The sequence below is a fragment of the Rhizobium hidalgonense genome, assembly GCF_002914525.1.
GTDB classification, from domain to species: Bacteria; Pseudomonadota; Alphaproteobacteria; order Rhizobiales; family Rhizobiaceae; genus Rhizobium; species Rhizobium hidalgonense.
On sequence record NZ_LODW01000070.1, the window covers coordinates 191,083 to 215,288 of the forward strand.

27 protein-coding genes are annotated in these 24,206 nt (G+C 62.1%); 10 read left to right on the forward strand and 17 right to left on the reverse strand.

The window, feature by feature from the left end; translation table 11 throughout:
• Positions 1–170: 170 nt before the first annotated feature.
• The gene (locus ATY29_RS23135) at positions 171–1,715 is read left to right on the forward strand and encodes a sigma-54-dependent transcriptional regulator (RefSeq protein ID WP_003566488.1); all 1,545 of its coding nucleotides are present in this window, start codon (positions 171–173) and stop codon (positions 1,713–1,715) included.
• Positions 1,716–1,893: 178 nt separating this feature from the next.
• The gene (locus ATY29_RS23140; RefSeq protein WP_097533148.1) at positions 1,894–3,735 is read left to right on the forward strand and encodes a peptidoglycan L,D-endopeptidase MepK; all 1,842 of its coding nucleotides are present in this window, start codon (positions 1,894–1,896) and stop codon (positions 3,733–3,735) included.
• 162 nt (positions 3,736–3,897) lie between these two features.
• Here ATY29_RS23140 and ATY29_RS23145 read toward each other — a convergent pair whose 3' ends face one another.
• The 3 genes from ATY29_RS23145 to ATY29_RS23155 form a co-directional block, all read right to left on the reverse strand.
• Positions 3,898–4,161 (reverse strand): DUF2312 domain-containing protein, encoded by a 264-nt coding sequence (locus tag ATY29_RS23145; protein WP_003585771.1) that lies wholly within the window; start codon positions 4,159–4,161, stop codon positions 3,898–3,900.
• A gap of 90 nt (positions 4,162–4,251) precedes the next feature.
• Positions 4,252–4,557, reverse strand: a complete 306-nt coding sequence (locus ATY29_RS23150; RefSeq protein WP_003566483.1) for a DUF1244 domain-containing protein — start codon at positions 4,555–4,557, stop codon at positions 4,252–4,254.
• 32 nt (positions 4,558–4,589) lie between these two features.
• A complete protein-coding gene (locus ATY29_RS23155; RefSeq protein ID WP_003566481.1) occupies positions 4,590–5,378 on the reverse strand; it encodes an N-formylglutamate amidohydrolase in 789 nt (262 codons plus the stop codon).
• Between the two features lie 199 nt (positions 5,379–5,577).
• Between ATY29_RS23155 and ATY29_RS23160 the strand changes: the two genes are divergently transcribed.
• The 3 genes from ATY29_RS23160 to ATY29_RS23170 all read left to right on the forward strand — a co-directional run bounded on the left by ATY29_RS23160 (position 5,578) and on the right by ATY29_RS23170 (position 8,271).
• Positions 5,578–6,063, forward strand: coding sequence for a DUF1036 domain-containing protein (locus tag ATY29_RS23160; RefSeq protein WP_025417027.1), 486 nt, complete (start codon positions 5,578–5,580; stop codon positions 6,061–6,063).
• Entirely contained in the window at positions 6,063–7,502 is a 1,440-nt protein-coding gene (gene pyk / locus ATY29_RS23165) for a pyruvate kinase (RefSeq protein ID WP_003566478.1), read from the forward strand. Before ATY29_RS23160 ends, pyk begins: the two co-directional genes overlap by 1 nt.
• A 133-nt stretch (positions 7,503–7,635) precedes the next feature.
• A complete protein-coding gene (locus ATY29_RS23170) occupies positions 7,636–8,271 on the forward strand; it encodes a LysE family translocator (protein WP_003566476.1) in 636 nt (211 codons plus the stop codon).
• A 2-nt stretch (positions 8,272–8,273) separates the two neighbouring features.
• Here ATY29_RS23170 and ATY29_RS23175 read toward each other — a convergent pair whose 3' ends face one another.
• From ATY29_RS23175 to ATY29_RS23185, 3 genes are read right to left on the reverse strand one after another with little or no spacing between them, the layout of a single operon-like run.
• Positions 8,274–8,831: a DUF4865 family protein gene (locus ATY29_RS23175; RefSeq protein WP_025417026.1), complete on the reverse strand. Its 558-nt coding sequence runs from the start codon at positions 8,829–8,831 to the stop codon at positions 8,274–8,276.
• Positions 8,828–9,232 (reverse strand): cupin domain-containing protein, encoded by a 405-nt coding sequence (locus ATY29_RS23180; protein ID WP_025417025.1) that lies wholly within the window; start codon positions 9,230–9,232, stop codon positions 8,828–8,830. The genes ATY29_RS23175 and ATY29_RS23180 overlap by 4 nt, the downstream gene beginning before the upstream one ends.
• Positions 9,229–9,648 (reverse strand): tautomerase family protein, encoded by a 420-nt coding sequence (locus ATY29_RS23185; RefSeq protein ID WP_025417024.1) that lies wholly within the window; start codon positions 9,646–9,648, stop codon positions 9,229–9,231. Before ATY29_RS23185 ends, ATY29_RS23180 begins: the two co-directional genes overlap by 4 nt.
• 117 nt (positions 9,649–9,765) lie before the next feature.
• Here ATY29_RS23185 and ATY29_RS23190 point away from each other — a divergent pair, with 117 nt between their 5' ends.
• Both ATY29_RS23190 and ATY29_RS23195 read left to right on the forward strand, forming a co-directional pair.
• Positions 9,766–10,653: a LysR substrate-binding domain-containing protein gene (locus ATY29_RS23190; protein WP_097533149.1), complete on the forward strand. Its 888-nt coding sequence runs from the start codon at positions 9,766–9,768 to the stop codon at positions 10,651–10,653.
• Positions 10,654–10,892: 239 nt separating this feature from the next.
• Positions 10,893–11,699 (forward strand): phytanoyl-CoA dioxygenase family protein, encoded by an 807-nt coding sequence (locus ATY29_RS23195; protein ID WP_097533150.1) that lies wholly within the window; start codon positions 10,893–10,895, stop codon positions 11,697–11,699.
• A 101-nt stretch (positions 11,700–11,800) separates the two neighbouring features.
• Here ATY29_RS23195 and ATY29_RS23200 read toward each other — a convergent pair whose 3' ends face one another.
• From ATY29_RS23200 to ATY29_RS23235, 8 genes are all read right to left on the reverse strand, one after another.
• Positions 11,801–12,775, reverse strand: a complete 975-nt coding sequence (locus tag ATY29_RS23200) for a threonine ammonia-lyase (protein ID WP_097533151.1) — start codon at positions 12,773–12,775, stop codon at positions 11,801–11,803.
• Positions 12,776–12,898: 123 nt separating this feature from the next.
• The gene (ggt, locus tag ATY29_RS23205) at positions 12,899–14,635 is read right to left on the reverse strand and encodes a gamma-glutamyltransferase (RefSeq protein ID WP_097533152.1); all 1,737 of its coding nucleotides are present in this window, start codon (positions 14,633–14,635) and stop codon (positions 12,899–12,901) included.
• A gap of 103 nt (positions 14,636–14,738) precedes the next feature.
• Positions 14,739–15,794 (reverse strand): alpha/beta fold hydrolase, encoded by a 1,056-nt coding sequence (locus tag ATY29_RS23210; RefSeq protein WP_097533153.1) that lies wholly within the window; start codon positions 15,792–15,794, stop codon positions 14,739–14,741.
• Positions 15,795–15,905: 111 nt separating this feature from the next.
• A complete protein-coding gene (locus tag ATY29_RS23215; RefSeq protein ID WP_003566456.1) occupies positions 15,906–16,520 on the reverse strand; it encodes a tetratricopeptide repeat protein in 615 nt (204 codons plus the stop codon).
• A gap of 111 nt (positions 16,521–16,631) precedes the next feature.
• Positions 16,632–16,757, reverse strand: coding sequence for a type B 50S ribosomal protein L36 (gene ykgO / locus ATY29_RS23220; RefSeq protein WP_003566454.1), 126 nt, complete (start codon positions 16,755–16,757; stop codon positions 16,632–16,634).
• A gap of 164 nt (positions 16,758–16,921) precedes the next feature.
• The gene (locus ATY29_RS23225) at positions 16,922–17,998 is read right to left on the reverse strand and encodes a 5-(carboxyamino)imidazole ribonucleotide synthase (protein ID WP_097533154.1); all 1,077 of its coding nucleotides are present in this window, start codon (positions 17,996–17,998) and stop codon (positions 16,922–16,924) included.
• A complete protein-coding gene (purE, locus tag ATY29_RS23230; protein ID WP_025417017.1) occupies positions 17,995–18,489 on the reverse strand; it encodes a 5-(carboxyamino)imidazole ribonucleotide mutase in 495 nt (164 codons plus the stop codon). The genes ATY29_RS23225 and purE overlap by 4 nt, the downstream gene beginning before the upstream one ends.
• Before the next feature lie 16 nt (positions 18,490–18,505).
• On the reverse strand, positions 18,506–18,709 hold the full coding sequence (locus ATY29_RS23235; RefSeq protein ID WP_003566445.1) for a YdcH family protein: 204 nt from the start codon (positions 18,707–18,709) through the stop codon (positions 18,506–18,508).
• Between the two features lie 228 nt (positions 18,710–18,937).
• Here ATY29_RS23235 and ATY29_RS23240 point away from each other — a divergent pair, with 228 nt between their 5' ends.
• Positions 18,938–19,111: a YdcH family protein gene (locus ATY29_RS23240; protein WP_003566443.1), complete on the forward strand. Its 174-nt coding sequence runs from the start codon at positions 18,938–18,940 to the stop codon at positions 19,109–19,111.
• A gap of 199 nt (positions 19,112–19,310) precedes the next feature.
• On the opposite strand, the gene ATY29_RS23245 is transcribed toward ATY29_RS23240, so the two are convergent.
• Together ATY29_RS23245 and ATY29_RS23250 are read right to left on the reverse strand one after the other, a co-directional pair.
• Positions 19,311–19,571: an ArsR/SmtB family transcription factor gene (locus ATY29_RS23245; RefSeq protein WP_003566439.1), complete on the reverse strand. Its 261-nt coding sequence runs from the start codon at positions 19,569–19,571 to the stop codon at positions 19,311–19,313.
• 69 nt (positions 19,572–19,640) lie between these two features.
• Complete coding sequence (locus tag ATY29_RS23250) at positions 19,641–20,405, reverse strand: sulfite exporter TauE/SafE family protein (RefSeq protein WP_003566437.1); 765 nt, start codon at positions 20,403–20,405, stop codon at positions 19,641–19,643.
• Positions 20,406–20,512: 107 nt separating this feature from the next.
• Between ATY29_RS23250 and ATY29_RS23255 the strand changes: the two genes are divergently transcribed.
• Both ATY29_RS23255 and ATY29_RS23260 read left to right on the forward strand, forming a co-directional pair.
• The gene (locus tag ATY29_RS23255; protein ID WP_003566435.1) at positions 20,513–21,166 is read left to right on the forward strand and encodes a thiamine phosphate synthase; all 654 of its coding nucleotides are present in this window, start codon (positions 20,513–20,515) and stop codon (positions 21,164–21,166) included.
• Between the two features lie 10 nt (positions 21,167–21,176).
• The gene (locus ATY29_RS23260) at positions 21,177–22,259 is read left to right on the forward strand and encodes a tetratricopeptide repeat protein (RefSeq protein WP_003566433.1); all 1,083 of its coding nucleotides are present in this window, start codon (positions 21,177–21,179) and stop codon (positions 22,257–22,259) included.
• A gap of 65 nt (positions 22,260–22,324) precedes the next feature.
• On the opposite strand, the gene ATY29_RS23265 is transcribed toward ATY29_RS23260, so the two are convergent.
• Positions 22,325–24,061, reverse strand: coding sequence for a methyl-accepting chemotaxis protein (locus ATY29_RS23265; protein WP_193550371.1), 1,737 nt, complete (start codon positions 24,059–24,061; stop codon positions 22,325–22,327).
• Positions 24,062–24,206 lie beyond the last annotated feature (145 nt).

Below are 24,206 nucleotides of genomic sequence, written 5' to 3' on the forward strand. Positions count from 1 at the left end.
TGAATAAGCGTGAGAAGGCCGCGTATCAAGGGCCTTTCGGCGCATGAAAGGCCTCGCTTCCGCACGAAAATGACCCGTTCCGATCGTTAAAATGCAATTATTTCTCAAAACTGGATGTTCAAGCCTTTCTGCCAGAGTGGCTTCATGGTTTCGCATGAAGTGGAGCGACAATGACCGGTTACAATGAGCTCAAGGGAGCAGGGCAAATCCTCGTGGTCGAGGACGACCCGGTGCAGCGCCGCCTGCTCAAAAACGCAATCGAGCGTCACGGCCATGTCGTGCACCAGGCGGAAAACGGCCGCATCGGCTTGGAAATGGTCAAGCGTGACAGCGGCCTTTTCAACGTCATCGTGCTCGACCTGATGATGCCGGAGATGACCGGCCTCGAATTCCTCGACGCGCTTCACGAATTCGGCACGCAGATCCCGGTGATCGTGCAGACGGGGCAGGGCGGCATCGAGACCGTGGTGCAGGCAATGCGCGCCGGCGCCTTCGATTTCGTCGTCAAGCCGGTCTCGCCTGAACGCATCGCCACGTCGATCTCGAATGCGATGAAACTTGATCAGCGCGAGGTGAAGGCGCGGGCCGGACGCCGGTCGCGCTCAGGCGCGGTCGGTTTCGACGACATCGTCTCGGCAAGCCCAGCGATGCTTCGTGTCATCGATCTTGCCCAACGAGCGGCTCAGTCCAACATTCCGGTCGTGCTCGAAGGCGAATCCGGCGTCGGCAAGGAGCTGGTGGCGCGCGCCATCCAGTCCGGGGGCGACCGCTCGAACAAGCCGTTCGTCACGGTCAATTGCGGGGCGATCCCGCACAATCTCGTCGAGAGCATTCTCTTCGGTCACGAGAAGGGCGCATTCACCGGCGCGACCGAGCGCCATATCGGCAAATTCATGGAAGCCGACGGCGGCACCATCTTCCTCGACGAGATCGGCGACCTGCCGCTCGAGGTGCAGGTGAAGCTGTTGCGCGCCGTGCAGCAGGGCGAGATCGAAACCGTCGGTGCGCGCACCGCACACAAGGTCAATGTCCGGCTGATCTCGGCAACCAACAAGGATCTGATCGAGGAGGTCAAGAACGGCCATTTCCGCGAGGATCTCTACTATCGCCTCAACGTCTTCCCGATTACCATCCCGGCGCTACGCAAGCGCAAGGAAGATATTCCGCATCTGGTGCGCGTCTTTGCCGACCGCTTCTCCAGCGAGCAGAAGAACGGTCGCCGCATGACGGTCAACTCAGGCGCGCTGGCGCTGCTGACCGCCTATGACTGGCCGGGCAATATCCGCCAGCTCGAAAATGCGATCTTCCGCGCGGTCGTTCTTGCCGAAGGGCCGGAGCTGACGGAAGGGGACTTCCCGCAGATCGCCGCCCAGCTTCCGGAATACGAAGTCGTGGATCACCTGGCCCTCGTTGCCGACAATACCGGCCTCGATCCCGACGACAGTTATGGTGAGGAGTTCAGGGCATCGATCTCGGGAGAGGTGCACCACCGTCTGTCGGAAGCCTCCGAAAACGCGATCGCCAGCGTCAATCCCTCAGGCGACGTGCGCAGGCTTGCGGATGTCGAGGAGGAACTCATCCGATTCGCGCTCAAATTTTATCGCGGGCAGATGAGTCAAGTAGCGCGCAAACTTGGCATCGGCCGGTCCACACTTTATCGCAAGCTCAAAGATTACGGCATAGACCCCGATAATCCCCAGAAAGATGCGGCTTAAGGGCTTTTTGTTAAGACTAAGGCAACCACGATTTGTTACTGATCATAAACCACTTGTTAGTGGCTCGTTCACTATGTAAAGAAAAGGTTGATCATGTGTGGCATTTTTGCCATCGTGTGACCGCATTTGACAGTCATCTGAGACAGTACGGGACATTGTCTGTCTGACGGGGATCGAGTTGCCGAATCTGAATGAGAATTCCAAGCCTTCGCGCTTGAGCTGGCGCTTGTTGTGCGCCGACATCTGCGGAAAGGCAGTAAGGACGGTAGCAGCCGCCCTTCTTGCGCTCGCGGTTTCCTCACCGGTATTCGTCAGTACGCCTTCTGAGGCAGCGGGTGACACCCGTAGCCTCAAGCTCTATTTCATCCATACCGGCGAAAAAGCAGTCATCACCTACAAGCGCAACGGCAAGTTCGACCCGAAGGGTCTGGAGCAGCTGAACCGCTTCCTGCGCGACTGGCGCAAGAACCAGCCGACGAAGATGGACCCGCGCCTTTTCGACCTGATCTGGGAAGTTTATCGCCAGAGCGGTTCCAGGGATTATATCAACGTCGTCTGCGGTTTCCGTTCGCCGGGTACAAACGAGATGCTGCGTGGTCGCTCGCGCAATTCGGGTGTCGCCGAAAAGAGCCAGCACATGCTCGGCAAGGCGATGGACTTCTTCATTCCGGACGTTAAGCTTGCGACATTGCGCGGGATCGGCATGAAGATGCAGGTCGGCGGCGTCGGCTTCTATCCGAAATCGGGCTCGCCCTTTGTGCACATGGATGTTGGCGGCGTGCGCGCCTGGCCGCGCATGAGCCGCGACGAGCTTGTCCGGCTCTTCCCGAACGGCAACACCATCCATATTCCGGCCGACGGCAAGCCGCTGCCGGGTTATCAGCAAGCGATGGCTGACTACAAGCGCCGAGTCAGCGGTACGCAGATCGAAATCGCCAGCGCTTCCGAATCGGCGCCGAAGCATAAGACGCTGTTCGAAGCACTCTTTGGCGGCGGGGCTGACGAGCAGGAAGACGAGAACGACGATTCGACGCCTGTCGCCGTCGCCAAGGCGACGCCGCCGAAGGCCGAGCCCGCGCCTGCCGAGCCGCAGCAGACCGAAGTCGCCGATCTGAACGCACCGGTGCCGCAGGTTCGCCCGGCCTTCAGCAACCAGCCGGCCGGCAGCGACGTGGCGAGCGCGCTCGTCGCACCGTCTTCGGGTAATGCCGCCCAGCAGGCCCTTGCCGCAGCGCTTCCGGCCGATCAGGCCCAGCCGCAGCAATTCGCCGATCTCAGCGCCTACAGCATCCCGGTTCCCTCGCTTCTTGGCCAGCGCCGCGCGCCCGGCGACGCTGAGGTCGCATCCACCGATCCTGCCATGCTGACCGGAATGCCGGTTCCGACCCCGGTCGAACGCCCCGCCGTTGCCGAGAACCTTCTGGCTGCGGCCAATGCCGATCCGGAAGCAGAGGCCGACGAGGCGGATCAGGACGGCGGACTGTCTCCTGCCGTCGCCGATGCGCTCGACCAGCAGAACAAGGGTGGGGAAAACCAGGTTGCCGCGCAGGCGCCTGAGATGACGGTCGAGCAGGCAATCAACGCCGCGATGACGCAGAAGGCGCCCGCCGCAAAGCCGCCGCTCGAGCTCGCAGCCTTGGCGCCGATGACAAAATCGGCAAGCTTCGGCGACGGCTTTGATGAACCGGCCGCCGAAAACGCCGTGTCGCAGGCTCTGCCCACCAAGGGCGGCCGCCCGACACACAAGGAAGCCGCCGCGGCGGACGCCAGCCGCGCGACTGTTCGCACCGAGCCGAAGCTGACGCAGAAGATGATTTCGCAGTGGGCGCTGACCAATGCCCGTCTGGAAATGGCCTCCAAGCAGGTGAAGGCGCCACGCTTCGTCAGCCGGACGATGCGCGCCCAGCCGACCGCCGTGTATGCCGAGGGCTTCAACGTCAAGACCGCTTCGGTCGACCCGGCCCGCTTCAGCGGCACGGCTGTGAACTTCATGGAAGTGCGCAAGTTCAACACGAACTGAGCCGGCCGATACCTGAACATCAAAACCGTCGGAGCGATCCGGCGGTTTTTCTTTTTGGCTGCTCCGACCGGCGGGGCGGTCGTTATGGCTTGTGTAGTCTACCCAAAAGATAAGCCGCCGGGTGGTCCGGCGGCTTATCGGCATATCAGCAATGAGGGGCGATCAGCCTTCCGGCGGCGACTCGATCATGCCGAGTGCGTGCAGGTAAGTGTCGAGGATGGCTTCCTCTTCCATGCGCTCCTGCTCGTCCTTCTTGCGCAGCGCCACGACCTTCTTCAGGATCTTGGTATCGAAGCCCATTCCCTTGGCTTCGCCATAGACGTCCTTGATGTCGTCGGCGATGGTCTTCTTTTCTTCTTCCAGCCGTTCAATGCGCTCGATGAAAGCGCGGAGCTGGTCGCGGGCGACGCCATGAGCATCAGACATCGTGTTCTCCTGGTTGGGGATGATCAATTTTGAAGGCACGTGACTGCCGCGAAGCGGCGTCACGGTCAAGGCTGTTGTCGGCCGCCCGAGCTATTTGTGTGGGTTGTGCAGTTCAAAAGCAGCCTTTTGCACAGGCGAGGCCTCGTTTTGGTGGAGTTTCTTCCAGTCTTCATAAGGCATGCCATAGACCATCTCGCGCGATTCGTCCCTGGTAACCGGGACTCCTTCGGCCTCGGCGGCTTCGCGGTACCAGTTCGACAGGCAGTTGCGGCAAAAGCCGGCCAGATTCATCAGGTCGATGTTCTGCACTTCACTGCGTTCACGAAGATGCGCGACAAGGCGGCGGAAGGCGGCTGCCTCGAATTCGGTCTGCTGTTCTTTGCTGAGCGCGGTCATCTCGCTTCCTTTCATTCAACAGGGTCCATCCCTCAATAGGGACCGGTGCGCGAGAGATGGACGTCGTATCCGTGCAAGGCGGGATCGGCGTTCATCGCTGCAAATATCGGCGCCAGGCGTTCGGCCCATGCCGATATGCCGCTCTCGTCTTCGATCAGGTCCTGCCGTACTTCGAGCAGCGCATGCGGAATGCCTGTCATCATGCAGTGGCGGTACATGGTATCGCCCTTCAGCGCGCCGTCATAGGGCTCATTGTCACCGACGACGAGATCGGGATCTGCGCGCAGCATGTCAAGCAGCGGGCCGACGGCGCGACGGTCGCTGTCCCAAAGCACGGCGGCGTGCCAGGGGCGGGGGACACCTTTCCAGGCGGGTGTGAAGGAGTGCAGCGACAGCACCAGCGGCGCTTTGCCGGTGGCGTTCGCCACCCTGTCGATCGTCGTGGCCACCGCATCGTGATAGGGGCGGTGGAAGGTTTCGATGCGGTTTTCCCACTCCTGCGGCGTGATCGGATGATTGCCTGATATGACGGCGCCGTCTGATATTTTCATGATCAGCGTCGGATCGTCTTCCCCGCGGTTAGGGTCGATCAGCAGGCGTGAGAAGCCGCCGAGCACCGCCGGCACGCTGAGTCTCGCCGAAAGCTTCCGCGTCAGCCCCTCGATGCCGATGTCATAGGCAATGTGACGGGCGAAGGCGGCGTCCGGCAGGCCGAGCCGGTCATATCGCGCGGGAAGGCGGTTCATCGCGTGGTCTGCGAGGATCACCATGCCTTTGTCATGTTTGCCGGATAGGATTTCGAAGGATTGGAAGTCGTCCATCAGGAATTGCCGTTTGTCATTGCGCAGTCGGGTGCAGTGATCGCATGCGGCTGCGGCGGGTTCAAGCGCCGCAGGCGGATAGCGGTTGAGCCGGACCTCGAAGGCGGTTTGTGAAAGGAAATATAATCGATTAGCATTGCGTTGACTTTCGCTTGACGGCGGCGCAAGAAGACACGGATACGAATAACCGTGGAGCTATTTGGGAGCCGTGTTGATCCAAGCCGCGCCAAGTTTCCTCACGCGGTCCGGACCGCTGGTCCGTCTCGCTCTGTTTGCTCTTGCAGCTTTTATGCCGTTTTTCATCGCAGATGCCGCGCGCGCCGATTTTCGCGTCTGCAACGGAACGCAAAATCTCGTCGGCGTGGCGATCGGTTATCGGGCCAAGGATGGCTGGATGACGGAAGGCTGGTGGCAGGTGCCGGCAACGACCTGCGCCACGTTGATCGAGGGAGAATTGCAGTCGCGTTATTACTACCTCTACGCAGAGGACGCTGCCCGGGGAGGACGATGGACGGGTGACGTGCAGATGTGCGTGGCGGAAAATGAATTCAAGATCTCGGGTGTGCAGGATTGTTATGCCCGCGGTTACCAGAAGATGGGCTTCAAGGAATATGACACGGGCCGCCAGGGCAGCTGGATGGTCCAACTCTCCGACACCCCAGGGACGCAAGAAAGCCAGAATTGATGAAGCGTAATCGCAAAATTAAAATCCTCGCCACCCTCGGGCCAGCCTCCGCCGAGGAATCGATGATCGAGAAGCTGCACCAGGCCGGTGCCGATGTCTTCCGCATCAATATGAGCCATGCGAGCCACGACCTGATGCGTACGCTCATCCAGCGCATTCGCTCGGTCGAGACGCGCTCCGGCCGGCCGATCGGCATTCTCGCCGACCTGCAGGGACCGAAACTCCGAGTCGGCAAATTCGTCGACAGCAAGGTCGACCTGAAACCCGGCCAGACCTTCACGCTCGACAACAACGAAGCGCTCGGCGACCAGAACCGTGTCTATTTGCCGCACCCCGAGATTCTGGAATCGGTGCAGCCCGGCCACCGCCTGCTGATCGACGACGGCAAGCTGGCGCTGCGCGCCGAAAAATGCGACGGCAAGAGCATCGTCACCACGGTTATTTCGGGCACGCGCATCTCCGACCGCAAGGGCGTCAGCCTTCCCGACACGCTGCTCGGCGTCGGCGCGCTGACTGATAAGGACCGCGCCGATCTCGACGCGGTGCTTGCAACCGACGATGTCGACTGGGTGGCGCTGTCCTTCGTCCAGCGTCCCGACGACCTTGCCGAAGTGCGCAAGATCGCCCGTGGTCGTGTCGGCCTGATGTCGAAGATCGAAAAGCCGCAGGCTCTCGAGCGTATCGAGGAAATCATCGAGCTTTCCGACGCCTTGATGGTTGCCCGCGGCGATCTCGGCGTCGAAATGCCGCTCGAAGCGGTTCCCGGTATCCAGAAGCAGTTGATCCGCGCCTGCCGCCGTTCGGGCAAACCGGTGGTCGTCGCCACGCAGATGCTGGAATCGATGATCTCAGCACCCGTGCCGACACGCGCTGAAGTTTCAGACGTCGCAACCGCCGTCTTCGAAGGTGCTGATGCCGTCATGCTCTCGGCCGAATCGGCCTCGGGCGACTATCCGGTCGAAGCCGTCTCGACCATGGCATCGATTGCCAGCGCCATTGAGCGCGAGCCGCATTATCCCGGCATCATCTATGCCCAGCGCGCCCAGCCGGAAGCGACCGGTGCCGACGCGATATCGCTGGCCGCCCGACAGATCGCCGAAACGCTGAAGCTGTCGGCGATCGTCTGCTACACCTCGTCGGGCACGACAGGCCTTCGCGCCTCGCGCGAGCGTCCGCAGGTGCCGATCCTGGCGCTGTCGCCGATCATCAAGACGGCACGCCGTCTGGCGATCGTCTGGGGCCTGCATTGCGTCGTTACCCATGACGCGACCGATCTCGACGACATGGTCAACCGCGCCTGCCGCATCGTCGCAGACGAAGGTTTTGGCAAGCCGGGCGACCGCATCATCATCTCGGCCGGCGTGCCGCTCGGTACGCCCGGCGCCACCAATATGATCCGCATCGCCTATATCGGCTCCGACGGCCAGAGCGGTATCTGATCCGATTGCATCCCTTCGAAAGCCCGCCACCTCAATAGAGGCAGCGGGTTTATTCGCCGATCGCCGGGCATTGCCAAAGGCTGCGGTGCATGCAAGTTTCCTCTCCTACAGCGCTTAGTTCGGAGGGATCGTCATGGACATCGTTACGCTACTGGCTTTTGCAGCCGTTTCCTTTGTCGGTATCGCAACGCCGGGGCCGACGGTGCTGCTGGCGCTGACCAACGGTTCGCGGCATGGACTGCGCCGAGCAATTGCCGGCATGATCGGTGCGGTACTCTCCGATTTCGTGCTGATCGGCGCCGTGGCGGTGGGGCTCGGCGCGCTGCTGGCGGCTTCGGAATTCTGGTTCTCGATGCTGAAATGGGCAGGTGCTGCCTATCTCGCCTTTCTCGGCATCATGCTGCTGCGTTCGAAAGGTGGGATCGATGCGGCGCTGAAAACAGGTGCGCCGGCCGGCGTGACGTCGACCTTCTCGATCGGTCTGAAGAGCTTCATGGTCGCGGCGACCAATCCGAAGGGCTACCTGTTCTTCTCGGCCTTCCTGCCGCAGTTCATCGATCCGACGCTGCCGCAGGCGCCGCAATATGTGCTGCTCGCGCTCACCTTTGCCACGCTCGATTTCCTCATCATGTTCGGCTACGCCTTCTTCGGCTCGCAGGCGGTGCGTTTCCTGAAAACCTCGGGCGCCTTATGGCTGGAGCGCGCCTGCGGCGGTGCGCTGCTGGCGCTTGCCGGCTCGCTCGCCTTCTACCGCCGGACAACCGTTTGAGTTCAGGCTCGAGGCAGGGATAGGTGGCCGACGCGATAGGCCTGCATATGCTCACCCCTCACGGGGATCTCTCGCCATAGCCTGAAGCGAACCCGCGTCCATGTCGTCGGCTCGAAACCGGAAACGGAGGCGAGTGCATCGCCCGTCGCAATCTCCGCGTCCGTCTGCGCGCCGTCGGCGCGACGGATATCGTCAAGCGGCGCGTAAGGCTTCATTTGCAGGATATCGCGTGTGGCAAATCGAGCCGCGGCGATATCGTCCGAGACTTCTGCCTGCCAGACGATCCAGGTTCTCACCTGCGGCCAGCCGAAGGCGCCGGTCAAGGCCTCAAATCCGGGACTGCAGAGGAAGTCGCTTATCCCTTCCGGCTTTTGCCAGAGGTAGAAGGGTGCATAGAGATTGTCGCGGCTGCCGAACTCTCCCTTCCCCACGCTGAGATAGGCTTTGAAACCAAGATTGGGAAAGCCGTCGAGCAGCGGACCCTTGTCGCGGATGCGCCGGTCGATAATCGACATGTCGTAATCACCGGGCAGGGTGAAGCTGTATTGCATGGCGATCATGATCGTCGCTCCACCTGATGCAACCATTCGACGACGCTGCCGTTTTCCGACGCCTGGATGCTGAGATAGCTGAAAGGGCTGTCATCGGATGCGCCATGCCAGTGGCGCTCGCCGGGCGCGAACCAGACCGCGTCGCCGGCACGCAATGACTCGATCGGACCGCCTTCGTTCTGCGTCAACCCATGGCCCGATAGCACATAGAGCAACTGGCCTCTGGGGTGCGTGTGCCAGCGGGTGATGGTGCCGGGATCAAGCGTGGCGCGCATGGCAGTATTTTCGCCGTCGGCGCTGCCTTCGAGCAGCATCTCCACCCAGAAAGGTGCTGTTGCGGCACCCTCGGGCGAGTGGACCGCCTTTCCGGGACGCCTGACGGTCATCGTCTTCGGGTTCGAAGCGGTCATTGCTGGCCTCCGGCCGCCCGCAGCCGCCAATCAGGATTCGTCATCTGGGCGATGCCGTCGCCGAAGGACCAGTCTTCCGGGGCGCTTGTGCTGATGACGACCATGACATCCTCGGGCCGGAGGCCCGGCGACTGCACCAGGAGATCGGCCAGGCGGCGATAGAGCGTGGCCTTCATCTCGGCCGTGCGGGGCCGACCGATGGTGATCGAGATATAGACGAAATCGCCGGAGCGCGGCCCGGCGAGATAGCTGCTGTCGAAGATCAGCTCGTTCTCATCGTGCTGATGGATGGCTTGAAAGCGGTCGTTTTCCGGCACGTCGAAGGTTTCGACTAGGGCGCGCTGGATGGTGTCGGCGAGTGCCGCAAGATACTCCGGCGACTTGCCTTTGCGAAGGGAAATACGAACAAAGGGCATCGGGATCTCCATGGTTCAGGCCGTTTGCCGGCCTTGACAGCAGAACTATCGCACGGCACGATCATACTAAAAATGAGAATTTTATGGATCAATGATCCTGAAAAATAGGATTGTGTGATGCGACGGACGATCTTCGATCTCGATGTGCTTTGCACATTTTCAACCGGCATGGAGCTCGGCAATTTCGCCAAGGCGGCCGAAAAGCTCGGGCGCTCGACCTCGGCGGTGAGCGCGCAGTTGAAGAAGCTGGAGCAGCAGGCGGGTACAGCAATCTTCCGCAAGGCCGGGCGCGGGCTGGCGCTCACCGATGCCGGCGAGACGATGCTTGCCTATGCCAGGCGGCTGCTGGAACTCAACGACGAGGCGGCTGCGGCCGTGCACAGCATCGAGCTGGAAGGCTGGGTGCGGCTGGGGCTGCAGGAGGATTTTGGCGAGACCCTGCTGCCGGAGGTGCTCGGCCGCTTTGCGCGGGCGCATCCGAAGGTTCGCATCGAAGCGCGGGTGGTGCGCAATGCCGAACTGATCGATCGTGTCACCTCGGGCAAGCTCGATCTGGCGCTCGCCTGGAGCGATGGTCAGCTGACGGCGCATTGCGAGCGGATTGGCGAGGTGCAGATGTGCTGGATCGGACCTGCCGAGGGATCGCCTGGCTGGCATGCGGCAAGTGGCGAGCCGATGCCGCTCGCCTCGCTGGAGGCGCCGTGCCTGCTGCGCAATGCGGCGACCCGGGCGCTTGACGAAGCCGGCATTTCCTGGCGGCTCGCCTTCGTCAGCCCCAGCCTCGGCGGTCTCTGGGCAGCGACGGCGGCAGGCCTCGGCCTGACCATCCGCACGCCGGTCGGCCTGCCGGCGAAGGTCAGGCCGCTGGTGCCCGAGGCGGTCGGCTTGCCTGATTTGCCAAAGCTCGGTCTGGTCCTGCATCGGGCCGAAGCCGAACCGCAGCCGGCTGCGGCGCGGCTTGCCGAACTGGTGCTGCAATCTGTGCATGGAGCCCTGCGCGGATAAGTTGATATCTCCGCATTGACCACGCGGGGTGCATGGCTTTAGTCTCGAACCATTATGAAGATGCTCACTCTCAATATCGCTTCGGTCTTCTTCTTGAGCCGGTAATGGCATTGCCTGGGGCAGGCATTGGAAGATGCGGCTGCATCCCAGCCTTCGCGGCTGGCGCGTTGCCGTGGACGGTAACCACCTGCATCTGGCCAATAGAAGAGCCAGCAGGATTGGCGATAGAGAGATATTTCATGACATCAAATGTTTACCCGCCGGCGCTGAGCGCCGGGCAAATCGAGCAATTCATCGAGGACGGCTTTACTCGGATCGACGAGGCTTTTCCCTGCGAATTGGCCGAGGAGGCTCGTGCCATCATGTGGCGCGATATTCCCTTCGATGCGGATGATCCAAGGACATGGACGCAGCCAGTCATACGGCTTGCCGGTTATGGCGGGGGCCCGTTCGAGAAAGCCGTCAACACACCGGTATTGCATTCGGCGTTCGACCAGCTTGTCGGCAGAGGGCGCTGGGAACCACGCACCGGGCTTGGCAGTTTCCCGGTCCGCTTTCCTCATCTCGATGACCCAGGCGACGCCGGCTGGCATGTCGATCTGAGTTTTCCCGGCGAGGATTCCGATCCGAACGAGCAACGGGATTTTTCTGCCTGGCGGGTGAACATCACTTCACGCGGGCGGGCGCTGCTGATGCTCTTCCTGTTCTCGGATGTTGGGGAGGACGATGCGCCGACCCGCATCCGTGTCGGTTCGCACAAGGATATCGCCCGCCTTCTGGCGCCGGCAGGCGAGCCTGGAATGGCGCATCTGTGGCTGGAGCACGTTGGCGAAGACCGGCCGCTTGCTTCGGCGACGGGGGCGGCAGGCACGGTCTATCTGTGCCATCCCTTCCTTATCCATGCCGCGCAGATGCATCGCGGCAAAGAGCCGCGCTTCATGGCGCAGCCCGGGCTTGCGCCTTCCGAACCTCTCCGGCTCAAACGGGAAGACGGCGCCTATTCGCCGGTCGAGATCGCGATCCGCCGGGCGCTTCAGGAGCGATAGCAGGAACAGGATGCATCCGGCCGTCACAGGCCGGGTGCATTCACCACCGCGTTTGCGGCGGGATGATGCTGCGGCGATAGCGCCGAGGAGTCCTCTTTCGCTCAGCCGTAGCGTTCGAGCGCCATGGCGAAGATATCGGCATCGACGTTGCCGCCCGAAGTGACGGCAACGACCGTTTCGCTTTCCAGCATCTCGCCGTGGAAGAGGGCGGCGGCCAGCGCCACCGCGCCGCCGGGCTCGACGACGATCTTCAGCCTGACGAAAGCGAGCGCCATGGCGCGCAGCGCCTCCTCATCGGTAACGACGATGCCGGGGCCAGCGAGGCGCTTCAGGATCGGGAAGGTGATGTTTCCGGGCTGCGGGGTGACGATCGCATCGCAGATCGAGCCCGATACCGAGACGTTGCGCTCGATCCTGCCGGAGGCGAGCGAGCGGGTGGTGTCGTCGAAATCCTTGGGCTCGCAGGGGCGGACGCGAAAGCCGGGAGCGCTGGCTTCAAGGGCGAGCGCAATGCCGGAGGTCAATCCGCCACCGCCACAGGGAACGAGGACTTCGGCTGAGGTCACGCCTTCTTCTTCCGCCTGCTCGGAGATTTCGAGGCCGGTCGTGCCCTGACCGGCGATGACAAGCGGTTCATCGAAAGGTTTGATCAGCGTCAGGCCGCGCTCGGCCGAAAGTCGCGCACCGATCGCGTCGCGGTCTTCGTTGACACGGTCGTAGAGCACCACTTCGGCACCGAAGGCGCGGGTGTTGGCGATCTTCAGCTTCGGCGCATCGCTCGGCATGATGATGACGGAGGGGATATTGTGCAGCTTGGCGGCCAGCGCGACGCCCTGGGCGTGGTTGCCGGAGGAGAAGGCGATAACGCCTTTTGAGCGCACCGCCGGATCAAGGCCGGAAACGGCCGACCAGCCGCCGCGAAACTTGAACGAGCCGGAATGCTGCAGGCATTCGGCCTTCACCAACAGCCGCCGACCGGCGATCTCGTTGAGGAAGGGGGAGGAGAGAAGCGGTGTGCGCCTCGCGTAACCGCGCAGACGGGCACGGGCGGCGACAATCATTTCAATGCTGGCCATTCGGGAATCGTCCTGCTTGCGGGGTTCGCTCATGCATAGGGGGCGGCAAGCCAATTGTGAACGGCGACTTTGTCACCGTGACATGAATAGAGATTGCGATTGCCGCCTGGACTCAGCCAACCGTCAATAACCGTTGGCCGAGCCCTCCGCCGACCGGCTGTCCATGGCGCCGTTGTATCGGGCGCCGCCGCCCTTTTCGATGGCGGCGAGGCTTTTGCCGCCGACGAGGATGCCGGCGGCCTGGCCCCAGACCGGTGCGTCATTGCCGCCATCGAAGCTGTAGCCCATGGCCGCGAGGGTCTTTTCCGTATCGGGCGAAATGGCATAGGGTTCGAGATATATTTTGTCGGGCTGCCATTGATGGTGGATACGCGGCGCGTTCACCGCCTGGCTAATATCCATGCCGAAATCGACGACGTTGAGGATCGCCTCCAGCGTGATGGTAATGATGCGCGAGCCGCCGGGGCTGCCGATCACCATGAAGGGCTTGCCGTCGCGGGTGACGATCGTGGGGCTCATCGAGGAGAGCGGTGTCTTCTTCGGAGCGATGGCATTCGCCTCGCCCTGGACGAGGCCGTAGAGGTTCGGCACGCCGGTTTTGGAGGTGAAATCGTCCATCTCGTTGTTGAGCAGGACACCGGTGCCCGGCGCCACGACGGCGGCGCCGAAAGAGCCGTTCAGCGTGTAGGTGACGGCAACCGCATTGCCCTCGTCGTCGATGATCGAATAATGCGTCGTCTCGGTGCTTTCCTTGCCGCCGAGCGGTTTCAGGTTGGCCGACGCGCCGGCCTTGTAGGGATCGATCTTGGCTGCGATCTCTTTGGCGTAGCTCTTGTCGATGAGCTTTGCGACCGGGTTCTCGACGAAATCGGGATCGCCGAGCGCAGCATTGCGGTCGACATAAGCGTAGCGCATCGCCTCCACCATGATGTGCACGGTGTCGGCCGAGTTGTAGCCGAGATAGGAGAGCGGGTAGCCCTCCAGGACGTTGAGGATCTCGCAGATGATGACACCGCCGGAGGAAGGCGGCGGTGAGGAAATGATGTCGTAACCACGGTAGTTGCACTCGACCGGCTTCAACTCGCGCACGGCATATTGCTCAAAATCCTCCTTGGCGAGGATGCCGCCCTTGGCTTGGCTCGCCTTGACGATCGCCTCGGCCGGCGCGGCCTTGTAGAAGGCGTCGGGACCTTTTTCGGAGATGCTTGCTAGGACCGCAGCGAGGTCGGGCTGCTGGAGCTTTTCGCCCGATGCATAGGGTTTGCCATCGGATTTCAGGAAGATCTTCGCCGCCGCCTCGTCCTTGGCGAGGCGTTTGGCGTTGCCGGAGAGGGTTGCGGCGTCGCCCTGTTCCAGTGTGAAACCTTCCCTAGCGAAGCGGAGCGCCGGTCCGATCAGATCCTGGCGCGACTTCGTGCCGTATTTCTCGCGGGCGGTTTCAAAGCCCATGACGGAGCCGGGAACGCCGACGGCGAGATAACCGTCGAGGCTGGCGCGCGGCACGATATCACCCTTGGCATCGAGATACATGGTCTTCGTGGCGGCTAGCGGTGCACGTTCGCGAAAATCGAGAAAGGTCTTGGTACCGTCCTTCAGGCGGATGGTCATGAAACCGCCGCCGCCGAGATTGCCGGCCGAGGGATAGACGACCGCCAGCGCATACCCAACAGCGACGGCGGCATCGACGGCATTGCCGCCGCCCTTCAGCACCTCGACGCCGACATCGGTCGCCAGGTGCTGGGCGGTGACGACCATGCCGTGCTCGGCCTCGACAGGGGCGGGCGAGGCAGCGAAGGCCGAAGTCAGGCTCAGCGACAGTGCCGATATGACGGAGATCGTTCCGATATGCAGGCGGCCCATGTTTTCCCCTCCTATGGACAGTGATGGAAAACATATGGGGCTGCGGTAGCGCGAGGCAATGCAACGGTTTGGTTTAATGTACCGAGTTCGCAAGCGGGGGGCGTCAGGCGCCGTGCAGGGCGTCCGGCCTCAACGACGGCGCCGTCGCGACGGTCCGGTCACGCAATCCTGCGGCGAGCCGCTCCTCGGCCCTGCGGGCGATTGCCTGAAGGTCGCGCGGCTTGCCTGATATCTTCTCGATGGCGGCGATGGCGACATCGGTTGCGAGATAATCCGGCTTGTGGCCGACGCCGCGAACGGTGACGAGCTCGGAACCTGTTATATCGCGGGCCAGGCCGCGCGAATGCAGGTGCTCCCAGACGATCTCGTCGCTGTCGCCTGTTATGATGACGGTCGGCGCGGTGATCTGCGCATAGAGCGGCGACTGCTCCTTCACATAGGCGAGCAGCCTCTTAAAATCGGCGGCGTTGTGATGGAAAGCGTTCGGCCGCAGCACCAGCGACGGGCCGGTCTTTTCGATGTAATCGACCGGGCGCGGATTGGGGTAGAAAACGTTCCGCGTCCCACGTTCCAGCCGGCTCAGCCCAAGCGGCACGACGATCGCGTGGTTGAAGAGCCAGCCGAGGACCGGCACGGTGGCGACATGATAGTACCAGTCGATGCCGCCCGGCCAGGGGTGGGTGGCGGGTGCGAGAAAGAGCAGGCCGGCGGTCTTATCAGGATGGCGCAGGCCGAAAGCGGCAGTGATCGCGCCGCCGAAGGAATGGCCGACGATGACAGCCTTTTCAATGCCGCGCTTTTCCATCAGCTTGGCGATCGCATCGGCCTGACCGGAGGGAACAGCGTTGTCAGCACCACCGCGTTCGGAATAACCGTGGCCGGGACGATCGACGAACAGCATTTCCGCCCGGCCTTCGAGCGCGGCGCGGAAGGCGACCACTTGGTCGAGCAGATTGCCGCTGGCGCCGTGAATGAAGACGAGGGCCGGCAGGTCGGCCTGTTCCGGACGCTCGACGTGGACGGCGTTCATGCGGTAACCGCCGACATCCGTCAGTTCGCCGATATTCGGATAGGTCTGTTCGAATTGCCGCGCCTTGTAGGAGGTGTATCCGATGGCGGCGGCGAGCGGGGCGACAAGAGCGGAAACTTCGGCAAGCATGAGCTTTATGGGCGTGTTGTGGCGATTCTTACGAGGGGCGGGTGAAGAACCGCGCCGTTTTCCTCTAAATTTGCGCGGTGCGGCGGAGCGTCAAGCTCGGGCGCGCCGAGATCAAGTGCGGTTGCCGGCGAGTCTTTCCGCAAGCGTGTTGGCCTGTTCCTGCGCGGTGCGCTCGGCGGGATAGACGTCGAGAAAACGCTCCCAAGCCTTCAAGGTCAGCTGGTCGTTGCCGGAGTTGCTGAGGATCGCCGCCATCCCGGAGAGCGCGCCGAAATGGCGCGGCTCGAGATCGAGCACACGTTCGATGTCGGACATCGACTTGCGATAATTGCCCATGACGAAGTTCAGCGTCGCGCGGCGGTTCCAGCTTTCGGCATAATCCGGCTTCAGCGCAATCGCCTCGTCGAGAAAATCGAGGGCGGCGGGATTGCGCTTTTCCTCGATCGCCTTGTCGGCCCACTGCATCAGCAGGTTGACGGTGGCGCTGCCGGAATCGTTCCATTCCATGCGGATCTCATTGGCGATGCCGCTGGCCTTGTCGGGGTCGCGCTCCCGTTTCAGCTGGGCAAAGAGCTGGTCGAGGTGCTGTTTCGGTGAAGAGTTGACGTCCGCCTGCTCGACGATACGGTCCTTTTCCGCCGCAGTGGCCGGAAAGGTCGAAGTGAACAAGATGAGGGCGAGCGGCAGCGCCGCTGACGTCAAAGCAAAAAAGCGCATGGCGGACATATTAGCCCGCCAACGCCGAAGATCAAACAAATTTGACGTGATCACCGCAGCGACCCCCCGGATATATCTGCCGGCGCAAATGGCGCGGCAAGGCGATCCGGACGCGCGAAATCAGCCCTGACGGGCCTTGAAGCGCGGGTTCAGCTTGTTGATGATGTAGATGCGGCCCTTGCGGCGAACCAGACGGTTGTCACGGTGACGAGCCTTGAGCGACTTGAGCGAATTCTTGATCTTCATTTTTCTGATCCGCGATCTCTATGGGGGAATTCACATTCGCCCGTATCTTTAACAATCAAAAGCGCGCCATCGGGGCGCGCTCTTTAGGTGGGGAGCAGATACCCCGTCACCTCCACCATGTCAACCGCATGACGGTGTTTTTCCCAAGGCGCAGCGGTGTTTTCTCAGTTGGAAATCGACGATTTCGGCGTCAAGGTGGTGACATGGCCCATCTTCCGGCCGGGGCGCCATTCGGTCTTGCCGTAGAGATGAACGAGCGTATCCGGGCGCCGCAGCCAGTCGGGAACGGCCAGGATATCGTCGCCGATCAGGTTCTGCAGGACGCAGTCGGAATGGCGATCTGCATTGCCGAGCGACAGGCCGGCGACGGCACGGATATGCTGCTCGAACTGGCTGACGACGCAGGCGGCCTCCGTCCAGTGGCCGGAGTTGTGGACACGCGGCGCCATCTCGTTGGCAATCAGGCTGCCATCGGCAAGCACGAAAAACTCGATGCCGATAACGCCGACATAGTTCAATGCGGCGAGGATCGTTTCGGCCGATCGGCGTGCGGCTTCGGCTGTCTGCGCGGAGATTGCGGCGGGAACCGTCGAGGTGTGGAGGATGCCGTTGCGATGGACATTCGCGGCGGGGTCGAAGCAGACGACCGTACCGTCGGTGGCGCGGGCGGCGATGATCGAGACCTCGCGCTCGAAGGCGACAAAACTTTCGAGGATGAGCGGCACGGCGCCGAGCGCGGCATAGGCGCCATCAGCGCTGTCGGCCACTGAGCGGAAAACCTTCTGGCCCTTGCCGTCATAACCGAGGCGGCGCGTCTTCAGCACGCCCTGGCCGCCGAAATCCTCAAGCGCCAGTTCGAGATCGGCCTGGCTGTCGACCGCGTGGAAGCGGGCGGTTGATATGCCGCAGCCATTGAGAAAGCGCTTTTCGACGAGGCGGTCCTGGGCGGCCTCTAGCGCCTTCGGCGGCGGATAGACCGGCACGCTTGCCGCGAGCGTCTCGGCGGCTGTGACGGGCACGTTCTCGAATTCGTAGGTGACGACATCGCAGATATCCGCCAGCTCGACCAGGGCCATCGGGTCGTCATAGGCGGCGGTAATCTGCCGGTTGGCGAGTTGGGCCGCCGGGCAGTCCGCCTGCGGCTCGAGAATGACCGTGCGAAAGTTCAACCTGGCGGCAGCAATGGCCAGCATGCGGCCGAGCTGGCCGCCGCCGATGATGCCGATGGTCTTTGCCGTCATAGGTCGTCCATCGGGTATTCGGCGACGGCAGCACTCTGGCGCTCGCGCCACTCGTCGAGCCGGTCGGCGATTTCTTCGTCGGAAAGGGCGAGGACGGCGGCGGCGAGAAGGGCGGCGTTGACCGCGCCGGCCTTACCGATGGCGAGCGTTCCGACTGGAATGCCGGCCGGCATCTGCACGATGGAAAGAAGGCTGTCCTGGCCGGACATGGTTTTGGACTGGACCGGCACGCCAAAAACCGGCAGCGGTGTCATCGATGCGGTCATACCCGGCAGGTGGGCGGCGCCGCCGGCGCCGGCGATGATGACCTTGAAGCCCTCCGCCCGCGCACCCTTGGCAAAATTGACCAGCCGGTCGACTGTGCGATGCGCCGAAATGATGCGCGCATCATACGGGATCTCCAGCGCCTCCAGCGTGTCGGCGGCGTTCTTCATGGTCTCCCAGTCGGACTGGCTGCCCATGATGATGGCGACGGATGGTCTGTCTGTCATCATTGTTGCTATCCCCTCAGGCGATGATGTCAGGGATGATCTGATCTTCCAGCTTCGAAAGCCTGTCCTTGATGACGAGCTTCTTCTTCTTCATGCGCTGAATCCGCAGAGCATCGCATCCGATCTGGATCATGGCGTTGATCGCGGCGTCGAAATCCTCGTGCTCTTGGCGCAGCCGCGCCACGGTGAGCCTGATTTCCGCCTGTTCCTGATCGGCCATATGCATTCCCCGTTATCGTCCTCGGACCTTGTCCGATCTGCCGATGATTTCCGCAAGCTCCTATCACCAAATACGGGTAACGGCTAGTTAGTCTTGATCATGAAATTGCCATCCTGTCTTCATCTTTTGGCCTTCGACAAGCCGTCAAAAATATGTCACAGTCCGCCGCGTTGACACCTTGATCCCCGACGATGTTGGCCGGGGAGGGTAAGAGGAAGGAAGGGTCAAATGACAGTTCAAGCTCATCTTGAATCACTCCAGAAAAAGCATGTTGCTCTCGAGGAGGAGTTGCACGCGCTCAGAACAGCTCCCTCTATCTCCGATACGGAAATTGCCGAATGCAAGCGCCGCAAGCTGCGCATCAAGGACGAGATTATGCGTCTCAAGTCGTCCGTCCACTGATCTTCCCAAGGGTCGCCGGTCGATCATCTTGCGAAAGAAAAGGTAAATCCATCCATTCCGCCTAAAATCAGCAAGACCCGGTGATTTTACACCAGAATTGCGCCAGCCCGATGCCAGCGGCATTGCGGCTGGCGCTTTTGCGTGTGCCGCGCTTCAAGTCGCATGCATATGATGGGCGGTGCTGAAATGTGAGCCCGCTTCAAGCCCAGAACTGATCCAGCCATAAATTGAGCTTGTCGAAACCGCGGTTGTTGACCGTGTAGATGCGTTTCGTGCCGTCCGAGGTCACCGAGACGAGATTGCTGTCGAGCAGCGCCTTCAGGTGTTGCGACACGGCGGGGCGGCTGATCGGCAGGCCCTCGGCCAGTTCGTTGACGGTCCGCGGCGCACGACGCAATTCCTCCAGCAGAAAACGCCGGTTCGGATCGGCAATCGCAGAGAAAGGGTCCGTGTTCGACATAACGGGAAAGCTACGTCAAACCGGGCGTTCCAGCAAGGAAATTGTGCATTGCAGCGTACTGCTGCGGCCTTACCAGCCAAGACCCTCGCGCACGATCAGCAAGGCCGCGATCAGGGCCATCGCATACATGAAGGGATAGAAGACCGCCGGCTTCATGCGGCGCACGCACCAGGCGCCGGCAAGGGTGGCGAGCGGGGCGAAGGGTAGAAGCGTCGCGGAGGTCGCGAGATTCTGGGTGTCGAGCTGGCCGAGCGCGAAGTAGGGGATGAGCTTGATGGCGTTGAGAATCGCGAAAAAGCGCACGCTGGTGCCGGTATAATCGCGTGGTTGCAGCTTGAGCGGCAGGGCATAGATCTGGAAGGGGGCGCCTCCTGCATGGGCGACAAAGCTGCCGTAGCCGGAAAATGTACTCCAAAGGCCGGCGACCTTCGGCCGCTGGCCGCGCGGCGGGACAACCTTGCCGGCGCCCGGGCCGTAATTGTTCCAAAAATAGCGCAGGCAGAAGAGGATGGTCACAGCCCCGATGACGATGCGCAGCATGTTGCCCGGAACGAGCGCGGCGGTCGCCCAGCCGAGCGCGATGCCGAAGACTGCGCCCGGCAGCATGATTTTCAGCGTCGCCCCGTCGCCATGTCGGCGCCAAATGACGAGCGAGATCATGTCCATGAAGACCAGGATCGGCAGCAGGATCGCCGCCGCCTCGACAGGCGAGACGACGAGGGCGAGGAAGGGCAGGCCGATCAGCGACAAAGCGTCGCCCATGCCGCCCTTCGCGAGGCCCACCAGCAGAACGGCGGGCACGGCGGCGTAGTAGAATGACAAATCCTGCGGCATGCTTTCGGCATCCTCCTCTTGCCAGCCTCGTCTAACGGAACTACTCACACAAAACGAGTGCGCATCCCTCCTTTCGAAGGGGAATTCGCAGGAAACGGAAAGACCTCATGACCGAACCGGAAAACCGCTGCCGCCTTGTGCTCATCGCACCCGAGATTGCCGATGCCGATGAACGGGCAAGCATCGTTGCCGACGCGCTGAAGGGCGGCGATGTCGCATCGGTGATCGTGCCGCAATACGGCCTCGACGACGGCACCTTCCAGAAACATGCCGAGAAGCTGGTGCCCCTAATCCAGGATGCCGGGGCCGCCGCGCTGATTGCGGGCGACAGCCGCGTGGCGGGACGGGCAAAGGCCGACGGCCTGCACCTTTCCGGCAATGCCGAGGCACTTTCGGAAGCAATCGAAAAACATGCGCCGAAGCTGATCGTCGGTGGCGGCAACGCAGCTGACCGGCACAAGGCTCTTGAGATCGGCGAAGCCAGGCCGGACTATATCTTCTTCGGCAAGCTCGACGGCGATATCAAGCCGGAGGCGCATCCGAAGAACCTTGCGCTCGGCGAATGGTGGGCCTCGATGATCGAGATTCCCTGCATCGTCATGGGCGGCACCGATCCGGCTTCGGCGCTTGCCGTCGCCGAGACCGGCGCGGAGTTCGTGGCGCTGCGGCTGGCGGTCTTCGGCGAGCCCAGCCGGGCGCCGTCTATCGTTGCTGAAGTCAACGCCTTGCTTGACGAAAAAGCGCCACGGTTTGAGGATTGAAATCGCGCTCATGCCGATCCTGACCGCCCGCCTGTTGAAATTGATCCTTGCCAGCATGGCCGCCTCCGCTGCGGCCGGGCCGGGTGTCGTCTTGGCTCAGGCCACCGACAGTGTCATCAGCCAGCCGGGCTCGGCGCCGGCTTCGACCTTCCGCACCGACCGGCCCTCCGGCCCTGATGTGCGGCCCTCCGATGGTGTCGGCGTGTTCGATCGCATGGGTGCGAAGCTGCCGGACCTGCCGCCGGAGAAGGACTACAAGGGACCTGTCGACGAGGCTTACGGCGCCTTCCAGCGCGGTTATTACCTGACGGCAATGGACAAGGCGCTGCCGCGTGCCCAGCTTGGCGATGCGGCGGCGCAGACACTGATCGGCGAAATCCTCTCGCAGGGGCTTGGTGTCAAGAAGGACGTGAAGAATGCTGCCTTCTGGTACGGCAAGGCGGCCGAAGGCGGCGATGCAGTGGCAATGTTTAAATATGCGCTGATCCTGATGGAAGGCCAGGGCGTGCCGCGCGATAAGGCCAAGGCCGACGACTACATGCGCAAGGCGGCCGAGGCCGGCAATCCTTCGGCGGAATTTAACTGGGCGCAGCTTCTCATCGCCGACAATCCCGGCGAAAAGGGACTGAGGCTCGCGCTGCCATTCTACGAGAAATCGGCCGAGCAAGGCATTGCCGATTCGCAATATGCCGTGGCGCAGATCTATGCGACGCTCAAGGACCTGCCTGAAGAAAAGAAGCAGCTTGCCCGCGAATGGATGGCACGTGCGGCGCGCGCCGGTTTCGACACGGCCCAGCTCGATCTCGGCATCTGGCTCGTCAACGGCGTCGGTGGGCCGAAGGATTACGTCAAGGGCTTCGAATGGCTGAAACTTGCGGCCAATGGCGGCAACGTCGTCGCACAGAACAAGCTCGCCCACCTTTATATCAATGCCATCGGCACGGCGCCCGACCCGGTCGAGGCGGCGAAGTGGTACGTCCTGTCGCGCCGCGCGGGGCTCGCCGATCCGTCGCTCGAGGATTTCTATCTCGGCATCGAAGACGATCAGCAGAAAGCGGCGATCGAGGCTGCCAACAAATTCCGCCGGCGATAGCGGGCGCAAATTTGCTGAAATTGCTCCAAAGCGCGTCGCATAAAACGTGATTCATACGACGCGCTTTAGAAAAGCGCGTCGGCGAAAAGATCCTCGTCGTTTTCGGCTTTGACGGTCTCGGCGGGCGCCGGGGTGCTTTCTTCTCTCGCCGGAATGATGTCGCGATGGATATTGCGCTCCTGGGCCATGGTGTAGTGCTTGAAGATCTGGCGGTCGAGCGGCGCGATCACGTCCGTGAGATCGGAGATATCGGCGATCTCACTGCCGGCAACGGCTTCGAGCAGGTCGGCGCAGCGGGCAAGGACGTCGCCGAGATCGCGCTGGAAGTCGAGCTTGCCGATCAGCAGGCTGATCTTGGTGGCGACCTCGCGGCCGTTTTCGGCGAGAATCTTGAGCTCGTTTTCCATCACATTGGCTGCGGAGCGGATGTTGCCGACGGCCGACGTCAGGCTCTCTCCAAGGCCGCCGGCCCCGGTATCAGCGGCCGGGGCGACGTTCCCGGCTGCGGCTTCGAGCGCCGGGAGGCCGCTGACGATGGCGTCGGCGGAATCGTCGAGCTTGCCCGCGAAGATGCGCAGCTCGGCGGTGACGACGTTGATCGACCTGCCTTCCTCGCCAAGGCGGCTGCAGCGCAGGTTGGTATTCAAAGCCATATAATGGATGTCGGTCTTGACGGCGCGGATGTTGGCGATCGACTCGGAGAGCTTAGCCGCCGTGCCTGATGTCGACTGGCTCACCTGGTCGGCCTGCCGGCTTGCCACGTCGACTTGCTTGACGATTTCGTGAGCGGCCGAGACGCTGGATTCCAGCGCGCGCATGAAGTTGCCGCCGGCTTCGCTGCTCTCACCGCTCATCTGGTCGCGCAGCTTGAGGATCTCCCGCATGTCGTGGTCGAAACTGGCGATCGTCTTGACGACATTCTCTGAATCCCGGTGGAAATTGGCGCACATGTCGCTCATCTGCGCCGCGGTCAGATGGTGCACGACATTCTGCAGGCGCTTGCGCGCGCTGGCATCGAACTTCCCGCCCTCTTCGCCGGCGAAAAAATCCTCAAGTTGCGCAAGGGTGGCCTGCACGTGCTCGATGCGCTGACGGGTGATGTCGCCGATCTGCAGGGCAGACAGCGTCGAGGCGACCTTGCTCTGGACGCCTCGGGCAATCGCGCCGACCTCGCGGGCGATGACGCCGAGATCTTTGCGGTGTTCGGCGATCTTGGCGGCATCGTCGCGCAGGGCTGCGGCGACGGCCGGAACTGTATCGGCGTAACCCTTGGAGACGCTGGCGCCGAAGGAGGCGGCAAGTTTGACCTCCTTGTCGAGGCTGTCGAGATGCGTGGCGAACCGGTTGACCTCATCGGTGCCGGAATAAATCCGCTCGAGGATCTCCTGTGCGAAGCCGGCGAATTCGGCAAGACCGGCGCCGGTGATCTTCACGGTGACGGCGAAGGTTCTGAGATAACGCATCGTCTCCTGCATGTCGGAGACGTGCTTGCGCAGCTCTCTGCCCGTCTGCGCCAGCGAGACGAGCGCCTGCTGGCGGTTTGCCTCGGTGATCGCCGTCAGGCTTTCCACCGTGGCGCGGAGATCGGCGCTGGTATCGCTCGACTCCGTATTGTCGAGCGCCATGCTGACGCTCTCGAGAGAATTCAACAGGCGGTTGAGAACATCCATCATCGAAAGCAGCACGGTGCTGCCTTCGCGAAAACGTTCCTCGACCTTGCTGCGGGCGGATTCCAGAGTCAGGCTGATGTCCCGTCCGGATGTGTAGGCTGCAGCGGTCGGTGTTACCAGAGCGTGTGCCAACATCTATACCTTTTCTTAAAGCCCATGCTTATCAGACTCTATTTCTACGAGCAGGGTGGAAACGCCCGGTAAACGCGCCAGACTCGTCAGCGTTGTGATTAACGAAACATGTGGATGGCGCGCCGTCCGAACCTCGTAGCTGGTG

Excerpts from the sequence above, each read along its gene's own strand:
- ATY29_RS23135 (WP_003566488.1), top strand. The coding sequence starts at position 171 with ATGACCGGTTACAATGAGCTCAAGGGAGCAGGGCAAATCCTCGTGGTC.
- ATY29_RS23145 (WP_003585771.1), bottom strand. The coding sequence starts at position 4,161 with ATGTCTGATGCTCATGGCGTCGCCCGCGACCAGCTCCGCGCTTTCATC.
- ATY29_RS23150 (WP_003566483.1), bottom strand. The coding sequence starts at position 4,557 with ATGACCGCGCTCAGCAAAGAACAGCAGACCGAATTCGAGGCAGCCGCC.
- ATY29_RS23155 (WP_003566481.1), bottom strand. The coding sequence starts at position 5,378 with ATGGACGACTTCCAATCCTTCGAAATCCTATCCGGCAAACATGACAAA.
- pyk (WP_003566478.1), top strand. The coding sequence starts at position 6,063 with ATGAAGCGTAATCGCAAAATTAAAATCCTCGCCACCCTCGGGCCAGCC.
- ATY29_RS23170 (WP_003566476.1), top strand. The coding sequence starts at position 7,636 with ATGGACATCGTTACGCTACTGGCTTTTGCAGCCGTTTCCTTTGTCGGT.
- ATY29_RS23175 (WP_025417026.1), bottom strand. The coding sequence starts at position 8,831 with ATGATCGCCATGCAATACAGCTTCACCCTGCCCGGTGATTACGACATG.
- ATY29_RS23180 (WP_025417025.1), bottom strand. The coding sequence starts at position 9,232 with ATGACCGCTTCGAACCCGAAGACGATGACCGTCAGGCGTCCCGGAAAG.
- ATY29_RS23185 (WP_025417024.1), bottom strand. The coding sequence starts at position 9,648 with ATGCCCTTTGTTCGTATTTCCCTTCGCAAAGGCAAGTCGCCGGAGTAT.
- ATY29_RS23190 (WP_097533149.1), top strand. The coding sequence starts at position 9,766 with ATGCGACGGACGATCTTCGATCTCGATGTGCTTTGCACATTTTCAACC.
- ATY29_RS23195 (WP_097533150.1), top strand. The coding sequence starts at position 10,893 with ATGACATCAAATGTTTACCCGCCGGCGCTGAGCGCCGGGCAAATCGAG.
- ATY29_RS23200 (WP_097533151.1), bottom strand. The coding sequence starts at position 12,775 with ATGGCCAGCATTGAAATGATTGTCGCCGCCCGTGCCCGTCTGCGCGGT.
- ggt (WP_097533152.1), bottom strand. The coding sequence starts at position 14,635 with ATGGGCCGCCTGCATATCGGAACGATCTCCGTCATATCGGCACTGTCG.
- ATY29_RS23210 (WP_097533153.1), bottom strand. The coding sequence starts at position 15,794 with ATGCTTGCCGAAGTTTCCGCTCTTGTCGCCCCGCTCGCCGCCGCCATC.
- ATY29_RS23215 (WP_003566456.1), bottom strand. The coding sequence starts at position 16,520 with ATGTCCGCCATGCGCTTTTTTGCTTTGACGTCAGCGGCGCTGCCGCTC.
- ykgO (WP_003566454.1), bottom strand. The coding sequence starts at position 16,757 with ATGAAGATCAAGAATTCGCTCAAGTCGCTCAAGGCTCGTCACCGTGAC.
- ATY29_RS23225 (WP_097533154.1), bottom strand. The coding sequence starts at position 17,998 with ATGACGGCAAAGACCATCGGCATCATCGGCGGCGGCCAGCTCGGCCGC.
- purE (WP_025417017.1), bottom strand. The coding sequence starts at position 18,489 with ATGACAGACAGACCATCCGTCGCCATCATCATGGGCAGCCAGTCCGAC.
- ATY29_RS23235 (WP_003566445.1), bottom strand. The coding sequence starts at position 18,709 with ATGGCCGATCAGGAACAGGCGGAAATCAGGCTCACCGTGGCGCGGCTG.
- ATY29_RS23240 (WP_003566443.1), top strand. The coding sequence starts at position 18,938 with ATGACAGTTCAAGCTCATCTTGAATCACTCCAGAAAAAGCATGTTGCT.
- ATY29_RS23245 (WP_003566439.1), bottom strand. The coding sequence starts at position 19,571 with ATGTCGAACACGGACCCTTTCTCTGCGATTGCCGATCCGAACCGGCGT.
- ATY29_RS23250 (WP_003566437.1), bottom strand. The coding sequence starts at position 20,405 with ATGCCGCAGGATTTGTCATTCTACTACGCCGCCGTGCCCGCCGTTCTG.
- ATY29_RS23255 (WP_003566435.1), top strand. The coding sequence starts at position 20,513 with ATGACCGAACCGGAAAACCGCTGCCGCCTTGTGCTCATCGCACCCGAG.
- ATY29_RS23260 (WP_003566433.1), top strand. The coding sequence starts at position 21,177 with ATGCCGATCCTGACCGCCCGCCTGTTGAAATTGATCCTTGCCAGCATG.